At 68.6% G+C, this 15,944-nt stretch carries 12 protein-coding genes; 8 read left to right on the forward strand and 4 right to left on the reverse strand.

The features are described from left to right. The first annotated feature begins 117 nt into the window (after nucleotides 1-117). On the forward strand, nucleotides 118-1,566 hold the full coding sequence (locus CHC08_RS23590) for a pectate lyase family protein (RefSeq protein ID WP_089209540.1): 1,449 nt from the start codon (nucleotides 118-120) through the stop codon (nucleotides 1,564-1,566). Nucleotides 1,567-1,868: 302 nt separating this feature from the next. Further along, nucleotides 1,869-3,356, forward strand: a complete 1,488-nt coding sequence (locus tag CHC08_RS23595; protein ID WP_245878508.1) for an alpha-amylase family protein — start codon at nucleotides 1,869-1,871, stop codon at nucleotides 3,354-3,356. A 146-nt stretch (nucleotides 3,357-3,502) separates the two neighbouring features. Here the strand turns inward: CHC08_RS23595 and CHC08_RS23600 are convergent, their stop codons facing one another. After that, nucleotides 3,503-4,618: a glycoside hydrolase family 53 protein gene (locus tag CHC08_RS23600; RefSeq protein WP_089209541.1), complete on the reverse strand. Its 1,116-nt coding sequence runs from the start codon at nucleotides 4,616-4,618 to the stop codon at nucleotides 3,503-3,505. Nucleotides 4,619-4,835: 217 nt separating this feature from the next. Next, nucleotides 4,836-7,004 carry a beta-galactosidase gene (locus CHC08_RS23605; protein ID WP_245878509.1) on the reverse strand — a complete coding sequence of 723 codons (2,169 nt, stop codon included), beginning with the start codon at nucleotides 7,002-7,004 and terminating at the stop codon, nucleotides 4,836-4,838. 216 nt (nucleotides 7,005-7,220) lie between these two features. Between CHC08_RS23605 and CHC08_RS23610 the strand changes: the two genes are divergently transcribed. From CHC08_RS23610 to CHC08_RS23625, 4 genes are read left to right on the forward strand one after another with little or no spacing between them, the layout of a single operon-like run. Then, on the forward strand, nucleotides 7,221-8,528 hold the full coding sequence (locus tag CHC08_RS23610; protein WP_089209542.1) for an ABC transporter substrate-binding protein: 1,308 nt from the start codon (nucleotides 7,221-7,223) through the stop codon (nucleotides 8,526-8,528). Continuing rightward, nucleotides 8,525-9,427, forward strand: coding sequence for a carbohydrate ABC transporter permease (locus CHC08_RS23615; protein WP_089209543.1), 903 nt, complete (start codon nucleotides 8,525-8,527; stop codon nucleotides 9,425-9,427). The genes CHC08_RS23610 and CHC08_RS23615 overlap by 4 nt, the downstream gene beginning before the upstream one ends. Next, nucleotides 9,427-10,302: a carbohydrate ABC transporter permease gene (locus CHC08_RS23620; protein WP_089209544.1), complete on the forward strand. Its 876-nt coding sequence runs from the start codon at nucleotides 9,427-9,429 to the stop codon at nucleotides 10,300-10,302. Before CHC08_RS23615 ends, CHC08_RS23620 begins: the two co-directional genes overlap by 1 nt. 53 nt (nucleotides 10,303-10,355) lie before the next feature. Continuing rightward, nucleotides 10,356-11,357 (forward strand): LacI family DNA-binding transcriptional regulator, encoded by a 1,002-nt coding sequence (locus CHC08_RS23625; protein WP_089209584.1) that lies wholly within the window; start codon nucleotides 10,356-10,358, stop codon nucleotides 11,355-11,357. Between the two features lie 141 nt (nucleotides 11,358-11,498). Here CHC08_RS23625 and CHC08_RS23630 read toward each other — a convergent pair whose 3' ends face one another. Beyond that, on the reverse strand, nucleotides 11,499-12,683 hold the full coding sequence (locus CHC08_RS23630; RefSeq protein WP_245878510.1) for a hypothetical protein: 1,185 nt from the start codon (nucleotides 12,681-12,683) through the stop codon (nucleotides 11,499-11,501). 344 nt (nucleotides 12,684-13,027) lie between these two features. Between CHC08_RS23630 and CHC08_RS23635 the strand changes: the two genes are divergently transcribed. Then, nucleotides 13,028-13,261, forward strand: coding sequence for a hypothetical protein (locus CHC08_RS23635; RefSeq protein WP_089209546.1), 234 nt, complete (start codon nucleotides 13,028-13,030; stop codon nucleotides 13,259-13,261). A 436-nt stretch (nucleotides 13,262-13,697) separates the two neighbouring features. Next, nucleotides 13,698-13,958 (forward strand): hypothetical protein, encoded by a 261-nt coding sequence (locus CHC08_RS23640; RefSeq protein ID WP_204358359.1) that lies wholly within the window; start codon nucleotides 13,698-13,700, stop codon nucleotides 13,956-13,958. Nucleotides 13,959-14,027: 69 nt separating this feature from the next. Here the strand turns inward: CHC08_RS23640 and recQ are convergent, their stop codons facing one another. Further along, nucleotides 14,028-15,863 (reverse strand): DNA helicase RecQ, encoded by a 1,836-nt coding sequence (recQ, locus tag CHC08_RS23645; protein ID WP_089209585.1) that lies wholly within the window; start codon nucleotides 15,861-15,863, stop codon nucleotides 14,028-14,030. Nucleotides 15,864-15,944 lie beyond the last annotated feature (81 nt).

A 15,944-nucleotide genomic window follows, 5' to 3' on the forward strand; every position in this document is an offset into this window, starting at 1 on the left:
AACTTGTGATTGTTCGCTCACATGTACACGGATCACATATGTGAACGGCGAGTGCTCGCTGGGGGGAACCCGCATCGCAGGCCATACCGGCCTGCCGGACCAGCAAGGAGCTCAACCGTGAAACGCAGAATCAACGGGAAGACCGCCGCCGCCGCGGCCTTCGCCTGTACGGTCGCCCTGTCAGGGCTGGTGGTCGGAGCAACGGCCGCCGCAGCCGCACCGGCTGCCGGGGCATACACCCTGGTGAACAACGGGAGCGGCCTGTGCCTCAGCGTTCCCGGAAGCAGCACCTCCGATGGCGTGCAGCTCGTCCAGAACAGCTGCAACAACGCGGCCGGCCAGATCTGGAACGTCACCACATCGGGCAGCTCCTACCTGCTCAAGGCCGCGCACAGCGGCAAATGCGCGGGCGTCCAGGGCGCGAGCACCTCCGCCGGCAAGGCCGTACAGCAGGAAAGCTGCTCGGGGGCGACATCCCAGGTCTGGCAGCTGACCGCATCCGGGTCGAACTACCGGGTGGTCAACGCAGGCGGCGGCAAGTGCCTCAACACCAAGGACAACTCGACGTCCGCGGGCGCCCTCGTCCAGCAGAACTCCTGTGACTCCGTGGCGACCAAGCAGTGGAGGCTGACCCCGGCGGGCTCCACTCCTCCGACCAACCCCCCGACCAACCCGCCCACCAACCCCCCGACACAGCCGCCGACGCAGCCTCAGACCGGCCTGGTCGGCTGGGCGACCCAGGGCGGCGGCACCACCGGCGGCGGTAGTGCCTCGGCGACCACGGTCACCAGCGCCTCCGCGCTGACCAGCGCGCTCGCCGCCGGCGGCTCGGCGGTGATCCGGGTGTCAGGCACGATCTCCTGCTCCGGCATGCTCAAGGTCGCCTCGAACAAGACGATCCTCGGCAACTCCGGAGCCACCATCGCCGGCTGCGGCCTCAACATCTCCGAGGCGTCCAACGTCATCGTCCGCAATCTGAACTTCCGCGACTGGAACGACGACGGCATCAACGTCCAGTACTCCACCCGCGTGTGGATCGACCACAACACCTTCGGCAACGGCTATGACGGCGCCGTGGACGTCAAGCGGGGCAGCGACTACGTCACCATCTCCTGGAACAAGGTCACCGATCACGACAAGACCATGTTGCTCGGCCACGACGACGGCAACGGCAGCGAGGACATCGGCCACCTCCGGGTGTCCTACCACCACAACTGGTTCGACGGCACCAACCAGCGCCACCCGCGCGTGCGGTTCGGCAACCCGGTCCACGTCTACAACAACTACTACGGCGGCGTCGGCAGCTACGGCGTGGCGTCCACCGAGGGTGCCGGGGTCCTGGTCGAGGGCAACTACTTCGAGAACACCGAAGACCCCTACCACCTCGGCGAGGGAGACTCGGGCCCGGGCAGCCTGGTCGCCCGCAACAACTTCTTCGTCAACTCCGGTAGTGGTCAGACCGGAGGCAGCGTGGCCTCCATCCCCTACTCCTACTCGCTCGACACCGCGGCCAACGTCAAGTCGATCGTGACCGGCGGCGCCGGCGCCGGACGGATCTCCGTCTGATCCCGTCGAAGCACCGATCCTCAAGCGGCACCGATCCCTGAGCGTGACCGGGCTCCCCCACGGAGCCCGGTCACAACGCTCTGTGCCGACCGCCGGACGCGAAGGGTAAGACGGAGCCTTTCGATCCGCGGTCACCGCTCGGTCAGGCCCGTCCGATCGCGCCTTCCCCTCGTCTCCCCTTCACCCCGGGGCCCCGTACGTCAGAGGATGTCGCCGCGACGGCCCGCGACGGGCTCCCCCAAGGCCGGGAGTGGAAGCTCCGTTCACTAATGTTGCCGGGTGTCCCTCACTAAGGAGTGATCATGGCATCGTGGGTGGATCACGCGATCTGGTGGCACGTTTACCCGCTCGGTTTCACCGGTGCCGAGAGCACGGCGCAGCCTCACGACGCGCCGGTACGGCACCGCCTGCGGCAGCTCGAACCCTGGCTGGACTACGTCCTGGAGCTGGGATGCTCGGGACTGATGCTGGGGCCCGTCTTCGCCTCGGAGACACACGGCTACGACACCGTCGACCACTTCAGGATCGATCCGCGGCTCGGCGACGACGAGGACTTCGACCGTTTCATCGCGGCGGCACGCGATCGGGGCCTGCGAATCGTCCTGGACGGCGTGTTCAATCACGTGGGACGGGGGTTCCCGGTGTTCGCGCGGGCGACCGGCCCGAACCCCGACCCGGACGCGGCCCGCTGGTTCCGGCGCCTGCCCGCGAACGACGCCGCCGGCGGAGCCGCAGACGGGGCGGAGGAAGGCGTCACGGGCTCCATGGAACCGGACTACGCGACTTTTGAGGGCCATCACCGGCTCGTGGCACTCAACCACGAGGAACCCGCGGTGCTCGACCACGTCGCCAAGGTCATGATTCACTGGCTGGATCGGGGCGTCTCCGGCTGGCGCCTCGACGCCGCCTACGCGATGCCCGCCCGCTTCTGGCACGACGTCCTGGCGCTGGTACGGCCCCGCCACCCCGACGCCTGGTTCGTCGGGGAGATGATCCACGGCGAGTACGCCGCATACGTCGCCGAGAGCGGCCTGGACTCGGTCACCGAGTACGAGCTGTGGAAGGCGATCTGGAGCTCGCTCAACGACGGCAACTTCTTCGAGCTCGCCTGGACCCTGAAGCGGCACGACGATCTGCTCGGCGACTTCACGCCCCTGACCTTCGTCGGCAACCACGACGTGACCAGACTGGCCAGCCGTCTCGCCGACGAGCGGCACCTCGGCCACGCGCTCGCCGTGCTGTTCACGGTCGGCGGCGTTCCCAGCGTCTACTACGGTGACGAGCAGGCCTTCCGCGGGATCAAGGAGGACCGTGTCGGAGGGGACGACGAGATCCGCCCCGCCTTCCCCGCCCGGCCGGACGACCTCGCTCCCCACGGGCTGCCCACCTACCGGCTGCACCAGCGCCTGATCGCGCTACGCCGCCGCCACCCCTGGCTCCTCCGGGCCCGGACCACCTCTGAGCACCTGACCAACCTCACCGTCGCCCTGACCTCCACCGCCGGAAACGACGGGGCGGGAAACGGCGAGGCCGGAGACGACTGGGCGGGGAACGGCGAGGCCGGAGACGACTGGGCGGGGAACGGCGAGGCGGGGAACAACAAGGCCGCGAACGGCGGCGGTGAGAGTGGCGGGCCCAGGATCGTCACCCTGCTCAACATCGGCGACGAGCCGTACCGCTTCCCGGTGGAGACCGAGGGGCTGACCGTCGAGGAGACCTCCGCGACGTCCCATCCTGGAGACCCGGCTCTGGTTCCGGCCCACGGCTGGACGGTGCTCAGCGGCCGGTGACCCTCCCCGCGCCGATCACCCGACACCAAGCACCAAGCACCAAGCACCAAGCACCAAGCACCAGAGATATCAGGCACCAGACATCGGGCATCAAGCAGGCTGGGGCTCCCGCGATCGTGATGGCGATCACGGGAGCCCCGCGGGCCTCACCGGCGGAGGAACCCCTTCACCGTCGGAAGCAGGCGGTCGTCGAACCCGAACAGGGCCTGGTTCTCCCAGCCGTTGCCGGATGAGGGGTCGGCGGGATCCCAGCCGTTGCCGGGCACTCCCGTCCAGGTGGCCTCCCAGTAGAAGACGCCGAGGCCACGGCCTCCGGGAACCGAGCGGACCACCTCCGTCACCGCCCGCATCATCGCCGCCTGCCCCTCCGGGGTGGCCGGATAGCCCGGATAGGGCTCGGTGGAGGTGATGATGTTCTCCAGGCCGTCGTCATCGGCGGCGGTGAAGGGATAGGCCGTCTCCACCAGCACGACCGGCTTGCCGTACCGTGACGCCACGTCGTTCAGGTTGGCCTGGAACGCCTCGAGCGTCCCGTGCCAATAGGAGTAATAGGACAGGCCGATCACGTCGTAACGGACGCCGTAGGTGGCGGCGGTGTCGAACCACCAGCGGTACAGGCCGTTGTCGGCGCCGTCGGCCAGGTGGAGCACCACCTTCGTCGAGCGGGACACCGCCTTGGCCGCGTCGTAGCCGGCGTTGAGCAGCGCGGCCAGGTTCGGCCAGTTCTCCCAGTTGCCGTCCGGCCAGAGCAGCCCGCCGTTCAGCTCGTTGCCGATCTGCACCATGTCGGCCTTGGTGCCCTGCCTCTTCAGCGCGTTCAGCACGTCGTAGGTGTGGTCGTGGAGAGCCTTCTTGAGCGCGTCGAACGGCAGGGCGCTCCAGGCCGCCGGCTTGTTCTGCTTGCCGGGGTCGGCCCAGCTGTCGGAGTAGTGGAAGTCGACCAGCAGCCCCATGCCGAGGGCCTTGGCCCGCTTGGCGAGGCGGAGCACCTGGGTTTTGCTGTTGTAGCCGTCGACCGGGTTCACCCAGACCTTCAGCCGGACGTAGTTGAGCCCGGCGGAGTGCAGGATGGCCAGCGCGTCTCCGCGTTTGCCGTTCGAGGAGCGGTAGATCCCGCCGAACGCCTCCGACTTGGCCAGGCTGGAGACGTCGGCGCCCCTGATCGGAAGCCCGTCATGGTCCGGGCCGGTGCCCGCGTGCGCCGGTTGCCCGGCCGTGAGTACGGCGGCGCACAACAACAGCGCCGCGAAGATCCTTCGCATGGTTCCTCCGGTCAGGAGAGGACGGATGGTGTTCGCCGTCACGAGTGGGCGAACCGGGTCGGTGCGGGTAAGGACGTGAGGGCTGCGGCGGCGCGCCGGACCGGCGCCACCAGGGTCTTTTTCATGGTTCCTCGCTCTGGAGAGGAGTGATGCGGACACCCCCGAAGACCCTCGATGACGCGTCACGGCCAGGTGACCGGTGCGGCACCGAGGGAGATCATGCGCCCCCGGCCCGCTCGACGACCGTGACGCCACCGGGCGGCACGGTCACGGACCCCGGGTGCTCGGCGCCGTCGAACACCCCGGTCCCGCTCACCCCGCGGACCGTGACGGGCTCGTCGCCGTGGTTGATGAGGAAGACGTGGTCGCCTCGCCGTACGAACTCAAGGGTGTCGGGCAGGCCGCGAGGCCGGGACACACCCGCCCGGTCGAGGACCGCGCGAAGAACCCCGCGCAGCTCACGGCCGCCTTCCACACCGCCGTCGTGAATCGCGCCGGGAAGCCCGTGCGAATCGCGGCCCTCCGCCACGTCGCCGTCGTAAGCCGTCTCTCCGTCACGAGCCGGATCGGGGACCGTGTCGCCGTCGCGAGCCGGGTCAAGGGTTGTGTCGCCGTCGTCTCCGTCGTCGCCGTCGCGGGACGGGTCGAGGGCCGTCGCGATGTACCACGCCGCCCCCGCGCCCAGTTCGTGGCAGGTCACCGCGGGATGGCCCGCGTCGGGACCCTCGGTGAAATCCTGTACGGCGTGCGCACCCGCGAGGCGGACGCGCTCGGACCAGATCCGCCCGGTCAGGCCGTGGTCGCCGAGCGCGACCGTCTCGTTCTCGCGCAGCGGATGGAACTCCTCCACCGACAGGCCGAGCACCTCACGCAGGACTCCGGGATAGGGGCCGGAATGGATGGTGTCGTTCTCGTCGACGATGCCGGAGAAGTAGGAGACGACCAGGTGCCCGCCGGCCTCGACGTAGCGGTGGAGGTTCTTGGCGGAGGCCTCGGTGAGCAGGTAGGAGCTCGGCGCGACAACCAGCTTGTATCCCGAAATATCGGCGGAAGGGTGGACGAAGTCAACCGTCACGTGCTCCCGCCAGAGCGCCTCGTAGAAGGCTTCCACCCGCTCGCGGAAGTTCAGGTCCGCCGTGGGACGCCACTCCAGTTCGAGCGCCCAGTACGACTCCCAGTCCCACACGAGCGCGACCTCGGCCTCGACCCGGGAGCCGCGGACCTTGCCGAGTTTGCCGAGCTCCGCCCCCAGGGCGACCACGTCGTTCCAGAGTTCGGAGCCGGTCCCCGCGTGCGGCAGCATCGCCGAGTGGAACTTCTCCGCACCGTAGCGGGAGGCCCGCCACTGGAAGAACAGCACCGAGTCCGACCCCCGGGCGACATGGGCCAGGCTGTTGCGCCGCATCTCCCCCGGCCGCTTGGCGAGGTTGCGCGGTTGCCAGTTGACGGCGCCGGTCGAGTGCTCCATGAGCATCCACGGCCTGCCGCCCGCCACCGAGCGGGTGAGGTCGGCGGCCAGCGCGAGCTCGATGTGGCCGTCGGCCCGCGCGGCGTCGAGATAGTGGTCGTTGGAGACGACGTCCACCTCGCCCGCCCACCGCCAGTAGTCCATCGGCCTGCAGTTGGGAATCATGAAGTTGGTGGTGACCGGCAGGTCGCTGAAGCGGCGGATGACGTCGCGTTCGCGGCAGAAGTTGGCGATGTGGGCGTCGACGCAGAACCGCGCGAAGTCAAGCTGCAGGCCCGTCAGCTGGCCGACCGGCGCGACCCGGGGCGGCTCCACCTCCTCGAACGAGCCGTAGGTCAGCCCCCAGAACGTGGTCCCCCACGCCACGTTCAGCGCGCCCACGTCCCCGTGCCGCTCACGCAGCCAGTCGCGGAACGCCTCGGCCGAGGTCTCGCAGTAGCACTGCGCGTTCGCCCAGCCGTACTCGTTGTGAACGTGCCACATGACCACCGCGGGATGGCTCGCGTACCGGGAGGCGATCCGCTCGGCGATCCGCCCCGCGGCCGTGGCGTAGTGCGGGGAGCTCGGGCAGAAGCTGTGCCGGGAGCCGCCCGCGATCACGTGGCCCTCCCTGTCGACGAGGCGGCTGTCCGGATGGGCCTTCCTGAACCACACGGGCGGCGAGGAGGTCGGGGTCGCCAGGTCGACCTTGACGCCGGACGCGTCCAGCAGGTCGATGATCCTGTCCAGCCTGCCGAAGTCGTACACGCCTTCGGCGGGCTCCAGCAGGCTCCAGTTGAAGATGCCGAGACTGACCAGGTTCACCCCGGCCTCGCGCATCAGCCGGACATCGTCGTGCCAGACCTCCTCCGGCCACTGCTCGGGGTTGTAGTCCCCGCCGTATGCGATGCCCTCGGGCAGGACGGGATATCCAGGCAACAGCTCCCCCTCGAATTATTTCTGTGAACGTGCACAGTAATCCAAAGCCGTCATCCGGGGAAGAGTCGCCGTACGACATCTAGTCCTACCTCGTAGTTAACGAGAACGTAACAGGCATTGACAGCGATACGTACTGGATTTCAGTCTGTGAACGTTCACAGAAGCTCGGATACGATCAGGTCCCGATACCTCCCACCCCCCGACACGGAGGAACGCATGCACAGAAACCGGCTCGCAGTGGCAGTGGGCGCGGCCCTGGCCACCCTGGTCGCCGGATGTTCCGGCGCGTCCCAGGAGCCGGCCCCCGCCGCGCAGAGTTCGGCTCCCGCGGGGCCGGTCAAGCTCACCTACTGGTCCTGGGTTCCCAACATGGACAAGATCGCGGCGGTCTGGAACGAGGCGCACCCGGACATCCAGGTCACGATCAGCAAGCAGGCCGGGGGTGACGACGCCGCCGCCAAGTTCCTGACCGCGGCCAAGGCGGGCAACCCGCCGGACCTGGTCCAGGCCGAGTACCAGATGCTGCCGTCCTTCGTCGCCGCCGACGCGCTGGCCGACATCAAGAACGACATGAGCCAGACGAAGGCCGAGTTCAGCGAGGGGATCTGGGGCCTGGTCACGCTGGGGACCGACGCGGTCTACGCGATCCCCCAGGACAGCGGCCCGATGATGCTGTACTACCGCCAGGACCTGTTCAAGAAGTACGGCATCGAGGTTCCCAAGACGTGGGACGAGTACGCCGAGGCCGCCCGCACCGTGCGGAAGAAGGATCCCAAGGTCTTCCTCGGCACGTTCTCCAGCAAGGACCCCGGCGCGTTCGTCGGCCTGGCCCAGCAGGCCGGCGCCCAGTGGTGGTCGATCAGCGGCCAGTCGTGGAAGGTCGGGATCAACGACGAGCCCACCAAGAAGGTCGCCGACTACTGGGGCGGCCTCGTCAAGGAAGGCGCCATCGACGGTCAGCCGTACTTCACCCCCGAATGGAACAAGGCGCTCAACGACGGCAAGCTGCTGACCTGGCCGTCGGCGGTTTGGGGTCCGGGCGTGCTGTCCGGCAACGCGCCGAACGGCAAGGGCAAGTGGGCGATCGCGCCGCTGCCGCAGTGGAACGCGGGCGAGAGCCTCAGTGGTTTCTGGGGCGGCTCGTCCACCGCGATCGCCGAGAAGTCTCCCAACAAGGCCGCCGCCACGCAGTTCGCGACCTGGCTCAACACCGACCCGCAGGCGCTCGGCCTGCTGGTCAAGGAGGGCGCGGTCTACCCGGCCTCCACCAAGGGCGGTGGTCTCCTCGGTGAGGCGCCCGACTACTTCTCCAACCAGCCCGACTTCTGGGAGCAGGCCGCGGCCATCTCCGCCGGCGCCCGGGGCTTCACCTTCGGGCCGAACGTCAACGTGACCTACAACGCCTTCAAGGACGCCTTCGACAAGGCCGTCCATGACAAGTCCGTCTTCTCCGACGCCGTCCAGACGATGCAGGAGACGACGGTCGCCGACATGCAGAAGTCCGGATTCCAGCTCACCCAATGACAAGACGCCGCAGTGGCGGCGCCCGCGACGCGGGCGCCGTCCCCTACCTCTTCCTCGCGCCGGCCATGGTGCTGTTCACGCTCTTCATGGCCGTTCCCATCGTCTACACGGCGTATCTCAGCCTGCGGCGCACGAAGGTCTCCGGACTGGGCCTGGGCAAAAACTCCCGCACCGAGATCTTCGTCGGCCTCGACAACTACTCGGCGGCGATCACCGACGGTGAGCTGTGGGCCGGCTGGCTCCGGGTCCTCGGCTACGGCCTGCTGGTGCTGGCGGTCATGCTCGGCCTCGCCCTGCTGTTCGCCCTGCTGCTGGACTCGGCGCACGTACGGCTCGCGCGCTTCTCCAGGATCGCCGTCTTCCTGCCGTACGCGGTGCCCGGCGTGGCCGCCAGCCTGCTCTGGGGCTTCCTCTACCTGCCGAGCCTCAGCCCGATCCGGCAGGTCCTCGACATCGACCTGCTCGGCACGGGCGCCGTCACCTTCTCCATGGCCAATGTGGCCGTCTGGGGCGGGGTCGGCTTCAACATGCTGGTGCTCTACACCAACCTGCGGGCCGTTCCCAGGACCTACTACGAGGCGGCCAGGATCGACGGGGCGGGCGAGATCCAGATCGCCCTGCGGATCAAGATTCCGATCATGATGCCCGCGATCATCCTGACCACGGTGTTCTCCATCATCGCCACCATCCAGGTGTTCACCGAGCCGACCACCCTGCGGCCGCTGACCAACACGATCAGCTCGACCTGGAGCCCGCTGATGAAGGTGTATCGGGACGCGTTCGTCACCGGCGACCTCTACTCGGCCGCCGCCACCTCGATCGTCATCGCGGCGATCTCCCTTGTCCTTTCTTTCGGTTTCCTGCGCGTCGTCCGCAACCGCGCCTTCGGGGAGGGCTGATGGCCACCACAACCCTTGCCGGAGCAGGACCTCGGGCGAGAGCGCGCAGGCCGTACGGGATCGCACCGACCGCGATCCTGCTGCTCGGCGCGCTCTACTGCCTGCTGCCGGTCAGCTGGGTGCTGATCGCCGCCACCAAGTCGAAGGCGGAACTCTTCTCCACCTCGACCTTCACCCCCGGCACCGGGCTGCTGTCCAACATCTCCGACCTGGCGGACTATCGCGGCGGCGTGTTCTGGCTGTGGATGCTGAACACGCTGCTCTACGCGGGCGGCGGCGCGCTGCTGTCCACGGCGGTCTCGGCGGTCTCCGGTTACGCGCTGGCGAAGTACAGCTTCCGCGGCCGGAACCTGATCTTCAACCTGCTGATCGGCGGCATCCTGGTGCCCGCCGTGGTGCTGGCCGTCCCCCAGTACCTGCTGTTTTCGAAGATCGGGCTCGCGGACACCTACTGGTCGGTCCTGCTGCCGCAGATCCTGCACCCGTACAGCATCTACCTGGCGCGCATCTACGCCACCGCCGCCATTCCCGACGCCCTGCTGGAGGCCGGGCGCATCGACGGCGCCGGACACCTGCTGCTGCTCCGCCGGGTGGCCCTGCCCCTGATGCTTCCCGGCATGGTGACCATCTTCCTGTTCCAGTTCGTGGCGATCTGGAACAACTTCCTGCTGCCCTTCATCATGCTGGGCGACGACCAGAAGTTTCCGCTGACGGTCGGGCTCTACACGCTGCTCGCGGCGGGGGCCAACCAGCCGTCGCTGTACAACCTGATCCTCACGGGCACACTGATCTCGATCATCCCGCTGATCGCGCTGTTCCTCACGATGCAGCGCTACTGGCGGACCGACCTGGCCGGCGGAGCCGTGAAAAGCTAGTGATCGGACGAAACGGCGGTCGGCGGGCCACCGGCCGAGGGGACAATGGCAGCATGGCGAAGCGTCCGACCATTCACGACGTCGCGGCGGCGGCGGGGGTCTCCCGGGGAACGGTCTCCCGGGTGCTCAACGACGACCGGTACGTCAGTCCCGCCTCGCACGCCGCCGTCAAGCGGGCCATCGCCGAGACGGGCTACGTGCTCAACCGGGCCGCCCGCAGCCTGGTCACCCAGCGGACCGGCTCGGTGGTGATGGTCCTGTCTGAACCTCAGGAGAAGCTGTTCGAGGATCCCAACTACAGCGTGCTCCTGCGGACCGCCACCCGGAGGCTCGCCGAGCGGGACGTGTCGCTGGTGATGATGATCGCCGGGAACGACGGCGACCGCGACCGGGTGGTCCGCTACCTGCGCGGCGGCCACGCCGACGGGGCCTTCCTGGTCTCCACCCACGCCGGCGACAAGCTGGTCGACGCGCTGGTGGACATCCCGGTGGCCGCCGTCGCCCAAGGCGCGGTCATCGGGCGGGAGAACGTGATTCCCTACGCGGCGGCCGACGACCGCGAGGGCGCCCGGCAGATGACGCGTTACCTGGTGGAGCGGGGCCGCAGGCGGATCGCCACCATCACCGGCCCGCTCGACACCCCCGGTGGCGCGTTGCGGCTGGAGGGCTTCGCCGACATCCTCGGCAGGAAGGCGTCCAAGAAGCTGATCGAGCATGGCGACTACACCCAGCTGGGCGGGGAGAGCGCCATGGCCCGGCTGCTGGAGCGCGCCCCCGACCTCGACGCGGTGTTCGTCGCCTCGGATCTGATGGCCGCGGGCGCGCTGTCGGCCCTGCGCGCGGCCGGACGGCGGGTGCCCGAGGACGTCGCGGTGGGCGGGTTCGACGACTCGGCGGTGGCGCTCTCCACGCACCCCCCGCTCACGACCATCCGGCAGCCCCTGGAACGGGTCGCCGAGGAGACGGTCCGCCTGCTGCTCGCCCTCATCGACGGAGCCGAGCACGTGGACCCGGTGATACTGCCGACGACTCTCATCGTCCGCGAGTCCACCTAGCCGGTTCGGCGCCGAAGCCCCGGCGGCCTGCCGGCTGTCCGCTGCCGGGGTGCCCGTTGTCCGGCTGCCCTCTGTCCGGTTCGGGTCCGACCGGCGTCGATTGGTTCCGGGAGACCGGATCTCCGATCTCCCGGCGGCGGGTCAGCGGTTGGGGGACGAGCCGTTCACCGTCAGGACGTGCTCCGTCTCGATGGCGGGGAAGGTCCCCGTGTCGATGATCCCGTGCTCGTTGTACGCGGCCTCCAGCAGCGCGTGGGCTCGGGGCTCCAGCTTCCACAGGGCGCGATACTCGCGGGCGGTGGCCACGGCGATGCCGGTCTCATGGGCGATGTCGGTCGCGCGGGGGACGAACTTCCGCTCGATCTGGTTGTCCCAATATTCCCGCGCGGCACGCATCTGGGCCGCACGCTGCGCCGTGTCGACGACCGGCGAGGGCGCGTCCAGCAGTTGGAGCTCCTCGTCGTCGTCATCGGCCAGCAGGATCACCGGCGCCGCCGACACCGCCGGGCGCGCGATCGGTTCCTGGGCCTCGTGGCTCCACGGGACGGGCGGGGTCAGGTCGATCAGGGCGGCGGTGTTGTAGAGCGCCCCGATCTGGGAGAGCAGCGCCTCCTGCCGGGCGGAGTCGACGGCCAGGCCGCTGTGCTCCACCGCGCGGTCCATGGCACGGTCCAGTTTGAGGAGGGCCGCCCGCATCTTCCGGTTGGACGCCCCGGCCTCGCGGAGCGCACGGGCGCGCTTGGCGGCCAGCGCGACGCGGGTCAGCCTGCGGTGCGCGTCCACCTCGCTCGCGGTGCGGTCGCTGACCTCGGCCAGGCCGATGCGGACCAGTGCGCGTTCGGGGGTGATCCGCCAGTTGATGCGAGAACGCCCGGTGATGCGGTGCCGCTCGATCGCCATGCCGCGCTCCCACAGCCAGGCCGCCACCAGTGGGGCGGCGAGCCGGAAGATGGCCTCGGCGAGGCTGCGGGCGTCCATGCTCGACAGGACCGCGGTCAGGCAGGTGAGTGCCCATACGGCGACGCCGTCGATGCCCGCGGAGTAGTTCTCCCTCATGTTGCGGCGCGCCCGCACCGCGCTGGTGATGACGGCGACCTCGATGAAGGCGAAGAGCAGGAACCTCAGCGGCCCGTCGAACCCCAGCACGTCGCCGGAGAAACGCCACATACCCTGGGCGGATACTCCCGTCGCGATGCTGGCTGCGACGATGGTGAGGATGTCCTCCACCGGACGGGGTGCGACGAAGCGGTGGAAGAACCGGGTTCCCGCGCGGTAGGCCGCGCGGAACACAAAAAAGGCCAGAACCAGAAGGATCAGGGCGAACACGCAAATGATGATCGTTCCGACTGGCTGGTCCGATATGAAGGTGGTGATTTGATCGATGGGGGGCATCAGTCACTGTCCGTCAGTCTCGATGTCCGACAGGATATCTACGCGATCCTTCCAGAATGTCGGCAGCTTGTTCGCGAAACGGATGCTGCCATTGTGACTGGATTGGCGTTTTTTCACTCCGGTTCGCCGGTGAGGAAGAGCGGATCGCACGGGAGTTCGCCGTCACGCGCGGTTTCGTGTCGCTACTCCTGGTCTTGTGAGCTATGTGTCACTCTCGACATCCGGGTCGGCATGAGTGATCAACACTGACCGAACCGCCAGCACTTGAGGAGAACCCGTTGACCAACCCGCATACGCACGACAATCTCGATCTCGCCGCGAAGGCTCAGGAGCTGGCGGACAACGAGTTGGCCGGATTGCTCGACCGCACCGCAGCCAAGTCGGTGGCCATCACCTGCGCGACCACGCGCGACCTCGCCGAGGCCCGGGACGCCCTCGACGGCGTCTCTCCCGACGAGGTACGGCAGGCCGCGCTCGCGCTCTTCGATCGCCTTACGACGCAGACCGGGTGATCCCCCGAGACGGCCGCCACCCCGGGTGGGCGCCGGTCATCTCGGCATGGGCGAATACGAACCGATGAGCGAGCGGGCGGGACGATCCCGTCAGCCCGTGAGCCGAGCCGTGCCCGTTCCCCTCTCCACCGCCGTTCTGGCGACGATGGAGCGGGGACACGCCGTCCGGCCGAGCCGTTGAACACGGCGGAGGGGATCGTTCCGGTGACGCGTCGGGTCGCGGTCCGCCATGCCCCCGGAATTCCGTCCCGAACCGTCTTCCTTGAGCGGTCGCTTCCGGAAACGCCCACTGCGGCCGTGCACCCCGTCCGGCCGCCGAATCACCGGAAAATGTCAGTGCCCGGCGAGATGATGAGGAGGTGAATACGTGTTAAATCAGTAGCGGGGGTAGCCAAAGGTCCGTCAGACTTGGAAGCCCCCGGGGAAGAGACATGCGATGGAAAAAACCATGATGAGCGTGTCCGACCTGGCGCGGGTTCTCTATGCCTCCGCCCTGCAGGCATCGGAAGATCCGTCGCCGGATCAGGTGCGCATGATCATCGAAGACCAGATCCGCCTCTGCCACGCCGACCCCGCCCGTTGCGCGGCTCTCGTCGCCCAGGAGGCCGGCGACCATCCAGAAGCGTACGAAGCCCGGATGCGCTGGGCCCTGAAAGCGGTCGGCCGGGCCCGCCCGGCCATCCCGGTCACGACCTGACCGATCCCTGATCACGACCTGACCCGTCCGGCGAGGGCGCGGACGACGGTTCCGCGCCGGTGCGCCGGATCAGGCGGCGAGGGTGTCCAGGATCTCCTGCCCGTACTTCGCGAGCTTGTTCTCGCCGACACCGCTGATCATGGCCAGCTCGGCCAGGGACGACGGAAGCCCGGTCGCGATCTCGCGCAGGGTCGCGTCATGGAAGATCACGTACGCGGGCACTCCCTGCTCCTTCGCGGTGGCGGCACGCCAGGCGCGGAGTAGCTCGAAGATCGGCATTGCCTCTTCCGGCAGGTCGGCGGGGGCGACCCGAGCGGCCTTGGCGGGCTTGGCGGCTCGTGCCGCCCGCTCGGGCTCGCGCCGCAGCGGGACCTGCCGCTGCCTGCCCAGCACCTCGGCGCTCGTGTCGGTGAGCACCAGCGTGCCGTAGTCGCCCTCGACGGTCAGCAGGCCCTGGGCCAGCAACTGGCGCACCACCCCGCGCCACTCGGTCTCGCTCAGCTCCGTGCCGACGCCGAAGACCGTCAGGGACGCGTGATCATGCTGGATGACCTTCGGGGTCTTCTTCCCGAGCAGGATGTCGATGATCTGACCCGCGCCGAACTTCTGGCGCCGCTCACGCTGGAGCCGGAGCACGGTCGACAGGAGTTTCTGGGCGGCGACCGTACCGTCCCAGGACTCGGGTGGCGACAGGCACGTGTCGCAGTTGCCGCAGGCGGTGCTCCGCTGGCCGAAGTAGGCGAGCAGCTGCACGCGGCGGCACTCGACCGCCTCGCAGAGGGCCAGCATGGCGTCGAGATGGCTGCCCAGGCGGCGCTGGTGGGCCGCGTCGCCCTCGGAGGTGTCGATCATCTTGCGCTGCTGCACGACGTCCTGGAGACCGTAGGCCAGCCAGGCGGTGGAGGGGAGGCCGTCACGCCCGGCCCTGCCGGTTTCCTGGTAGTAGCCCTCGACGGACTTGGGCAGGTCGAGATGGGCGACGAACCGCACGTCGGGTTTGTCGATGCCCATGCCGAACGCGATGGTGGCGACCATGATGACGCCGTCCTCACGCAGGAAGCGCGACTGGTTCTCGGCTCGGACCCGCGCGTCGAGCCCCGCGTGGTAGGGCAGCGCCTGGAATCCGTTCTCCACCAGGAACGCGGCGGTCTTCTCGACGGAGGCCCGCGACAGGCAGTAGACGATGCCCGCGTCCTCGGGGTGCTCGGTGCGCAGCAGTTTCAGGAGCTGCCGCTTGGGCTCGTTCTTCGGTTCGATGCGGTACTGGATGTTCGGGCGGTCGAAGCTCGCCACAAAATGGCGGGCCTCTCCCAGGTTCAGCCGGGATGCGATCTCGGCGTGGGTGGCCTCGGTGGCGGTCGCGGTCAGCGCGATGCGCGGCACGGAGGGCCAGCGCTCGTGCAGCGTGGACAACGCCAGGTAGTCGGGCCGGAAGTCATGCCCCCACTGGGCTACGCAGTGTGCCTCATCGATGGCGAACAGTGAGATTTCGCCGCGATCGAGCAGCCTCAGCGTCGACTCGACCCGCAGGCGTTCCGGTGCGAGGTAGAGCAGGTCCAGCTCACCGGCGAGGAAGGCCGACTCGACCCGGCGCCGCTCCTCGTGATCCTGCGTGGAGTTGAGGAACCCCGCCCGCACGCCGAGCGCCGTCAGGGCGTCGACCTGGTCCTGCATGAGCGCGATGAGCGGTGAGACGACAACGCCGACGCCCTCCCGCACGAGCGCGGGAATCTGGTAGCAGAGCGACTTTCCGCCGCCGGTCGGCATGAGCACGAGCGCGTCACGGCCGGAGACGACATGCTCGATGATCTCCTGCTGGCCTTCCCGGAACGAGGTGTAGCCGAAGACGCGGTGCAGCACGCGCGACGCGTCGCTCACCTCGGGCTCGTTCGCGGGGGAGGTCATCGGGTCATTGTACGAGATCATGCTGCCCGCGACGGTGAGCGGGGGAAACCCGCCCGGCACGCGACGACCATGTAAGCGCAT

The organism is Streptosporangium subroseum (assembly GCF_900188345.1).
Taxonomy (GTDB): domain Bacteria; phylum Actinomycetota; class Actinomycetes; order Streptosporangiales; family Streptosporangiaceae; genus Streptosporangium; species Streptosporangium subroseum.

Bases quoted from the DNA above. Each gene is read 5' to 3' on its own strand.
- CHC08_RS23595 (WP_245878508.1), top strand. From the start codon at position 1,869: ATGGCATCGTGGGTGGATCACGCGATCTGGTGGCACGTTTACCCGCTC.
- CHC08_RS23600 (WP_089209541.1), bottom strand. From the start codon at position 4,618: ATGCGAAGGATCTTCGCGGCGCTGTTGTTGTGCGCCGCCGTACTCACG.
- CHC08_RS23610 (WP_089209542.1), top strand. From the start codon at position 7,221: ATGCACAGAAACCGGCTCGCAGTGGCAGTGGGCGCGGCCCTGGCCACC.
- CHC08_RS23615 (WP_089209543.1), top strand. From the start codon at position 8,525: ATGACAAGACGCCGCAGTGGCGGCGCCCGCGACGCGGGCGCCGTCCCC.
- CHC08_RS23620 (WP_089209544.1), top strand. From the start codon at position 9,427: ATGGCCACCACAACCCTTGCCGGAGCAGGACCTCGGGCGAGAGCGCGC.
- CHC08_RS23625 (WP_089209584.1), top strand. From the start codon at position 10,356: ATGGCGAAGCGTCCGACCATTCACGACGTCGCGGCGGCGGCGGGGGTC.
- CHC08_RS23640 (WP_204358359.1), top strand. From the start codon at position 13,698: ATGGAAAAAACCATGATGAGCGTGTCCGACCTGGCGCGGGTTCTCTAT.
- recQ (WP_089209585.1), bottom strand. From the start codon at position 15,863: ATGACCTCCCCCGCGAACGAGCCCGAGGTGAGCGACGCGTCGCGCGTG.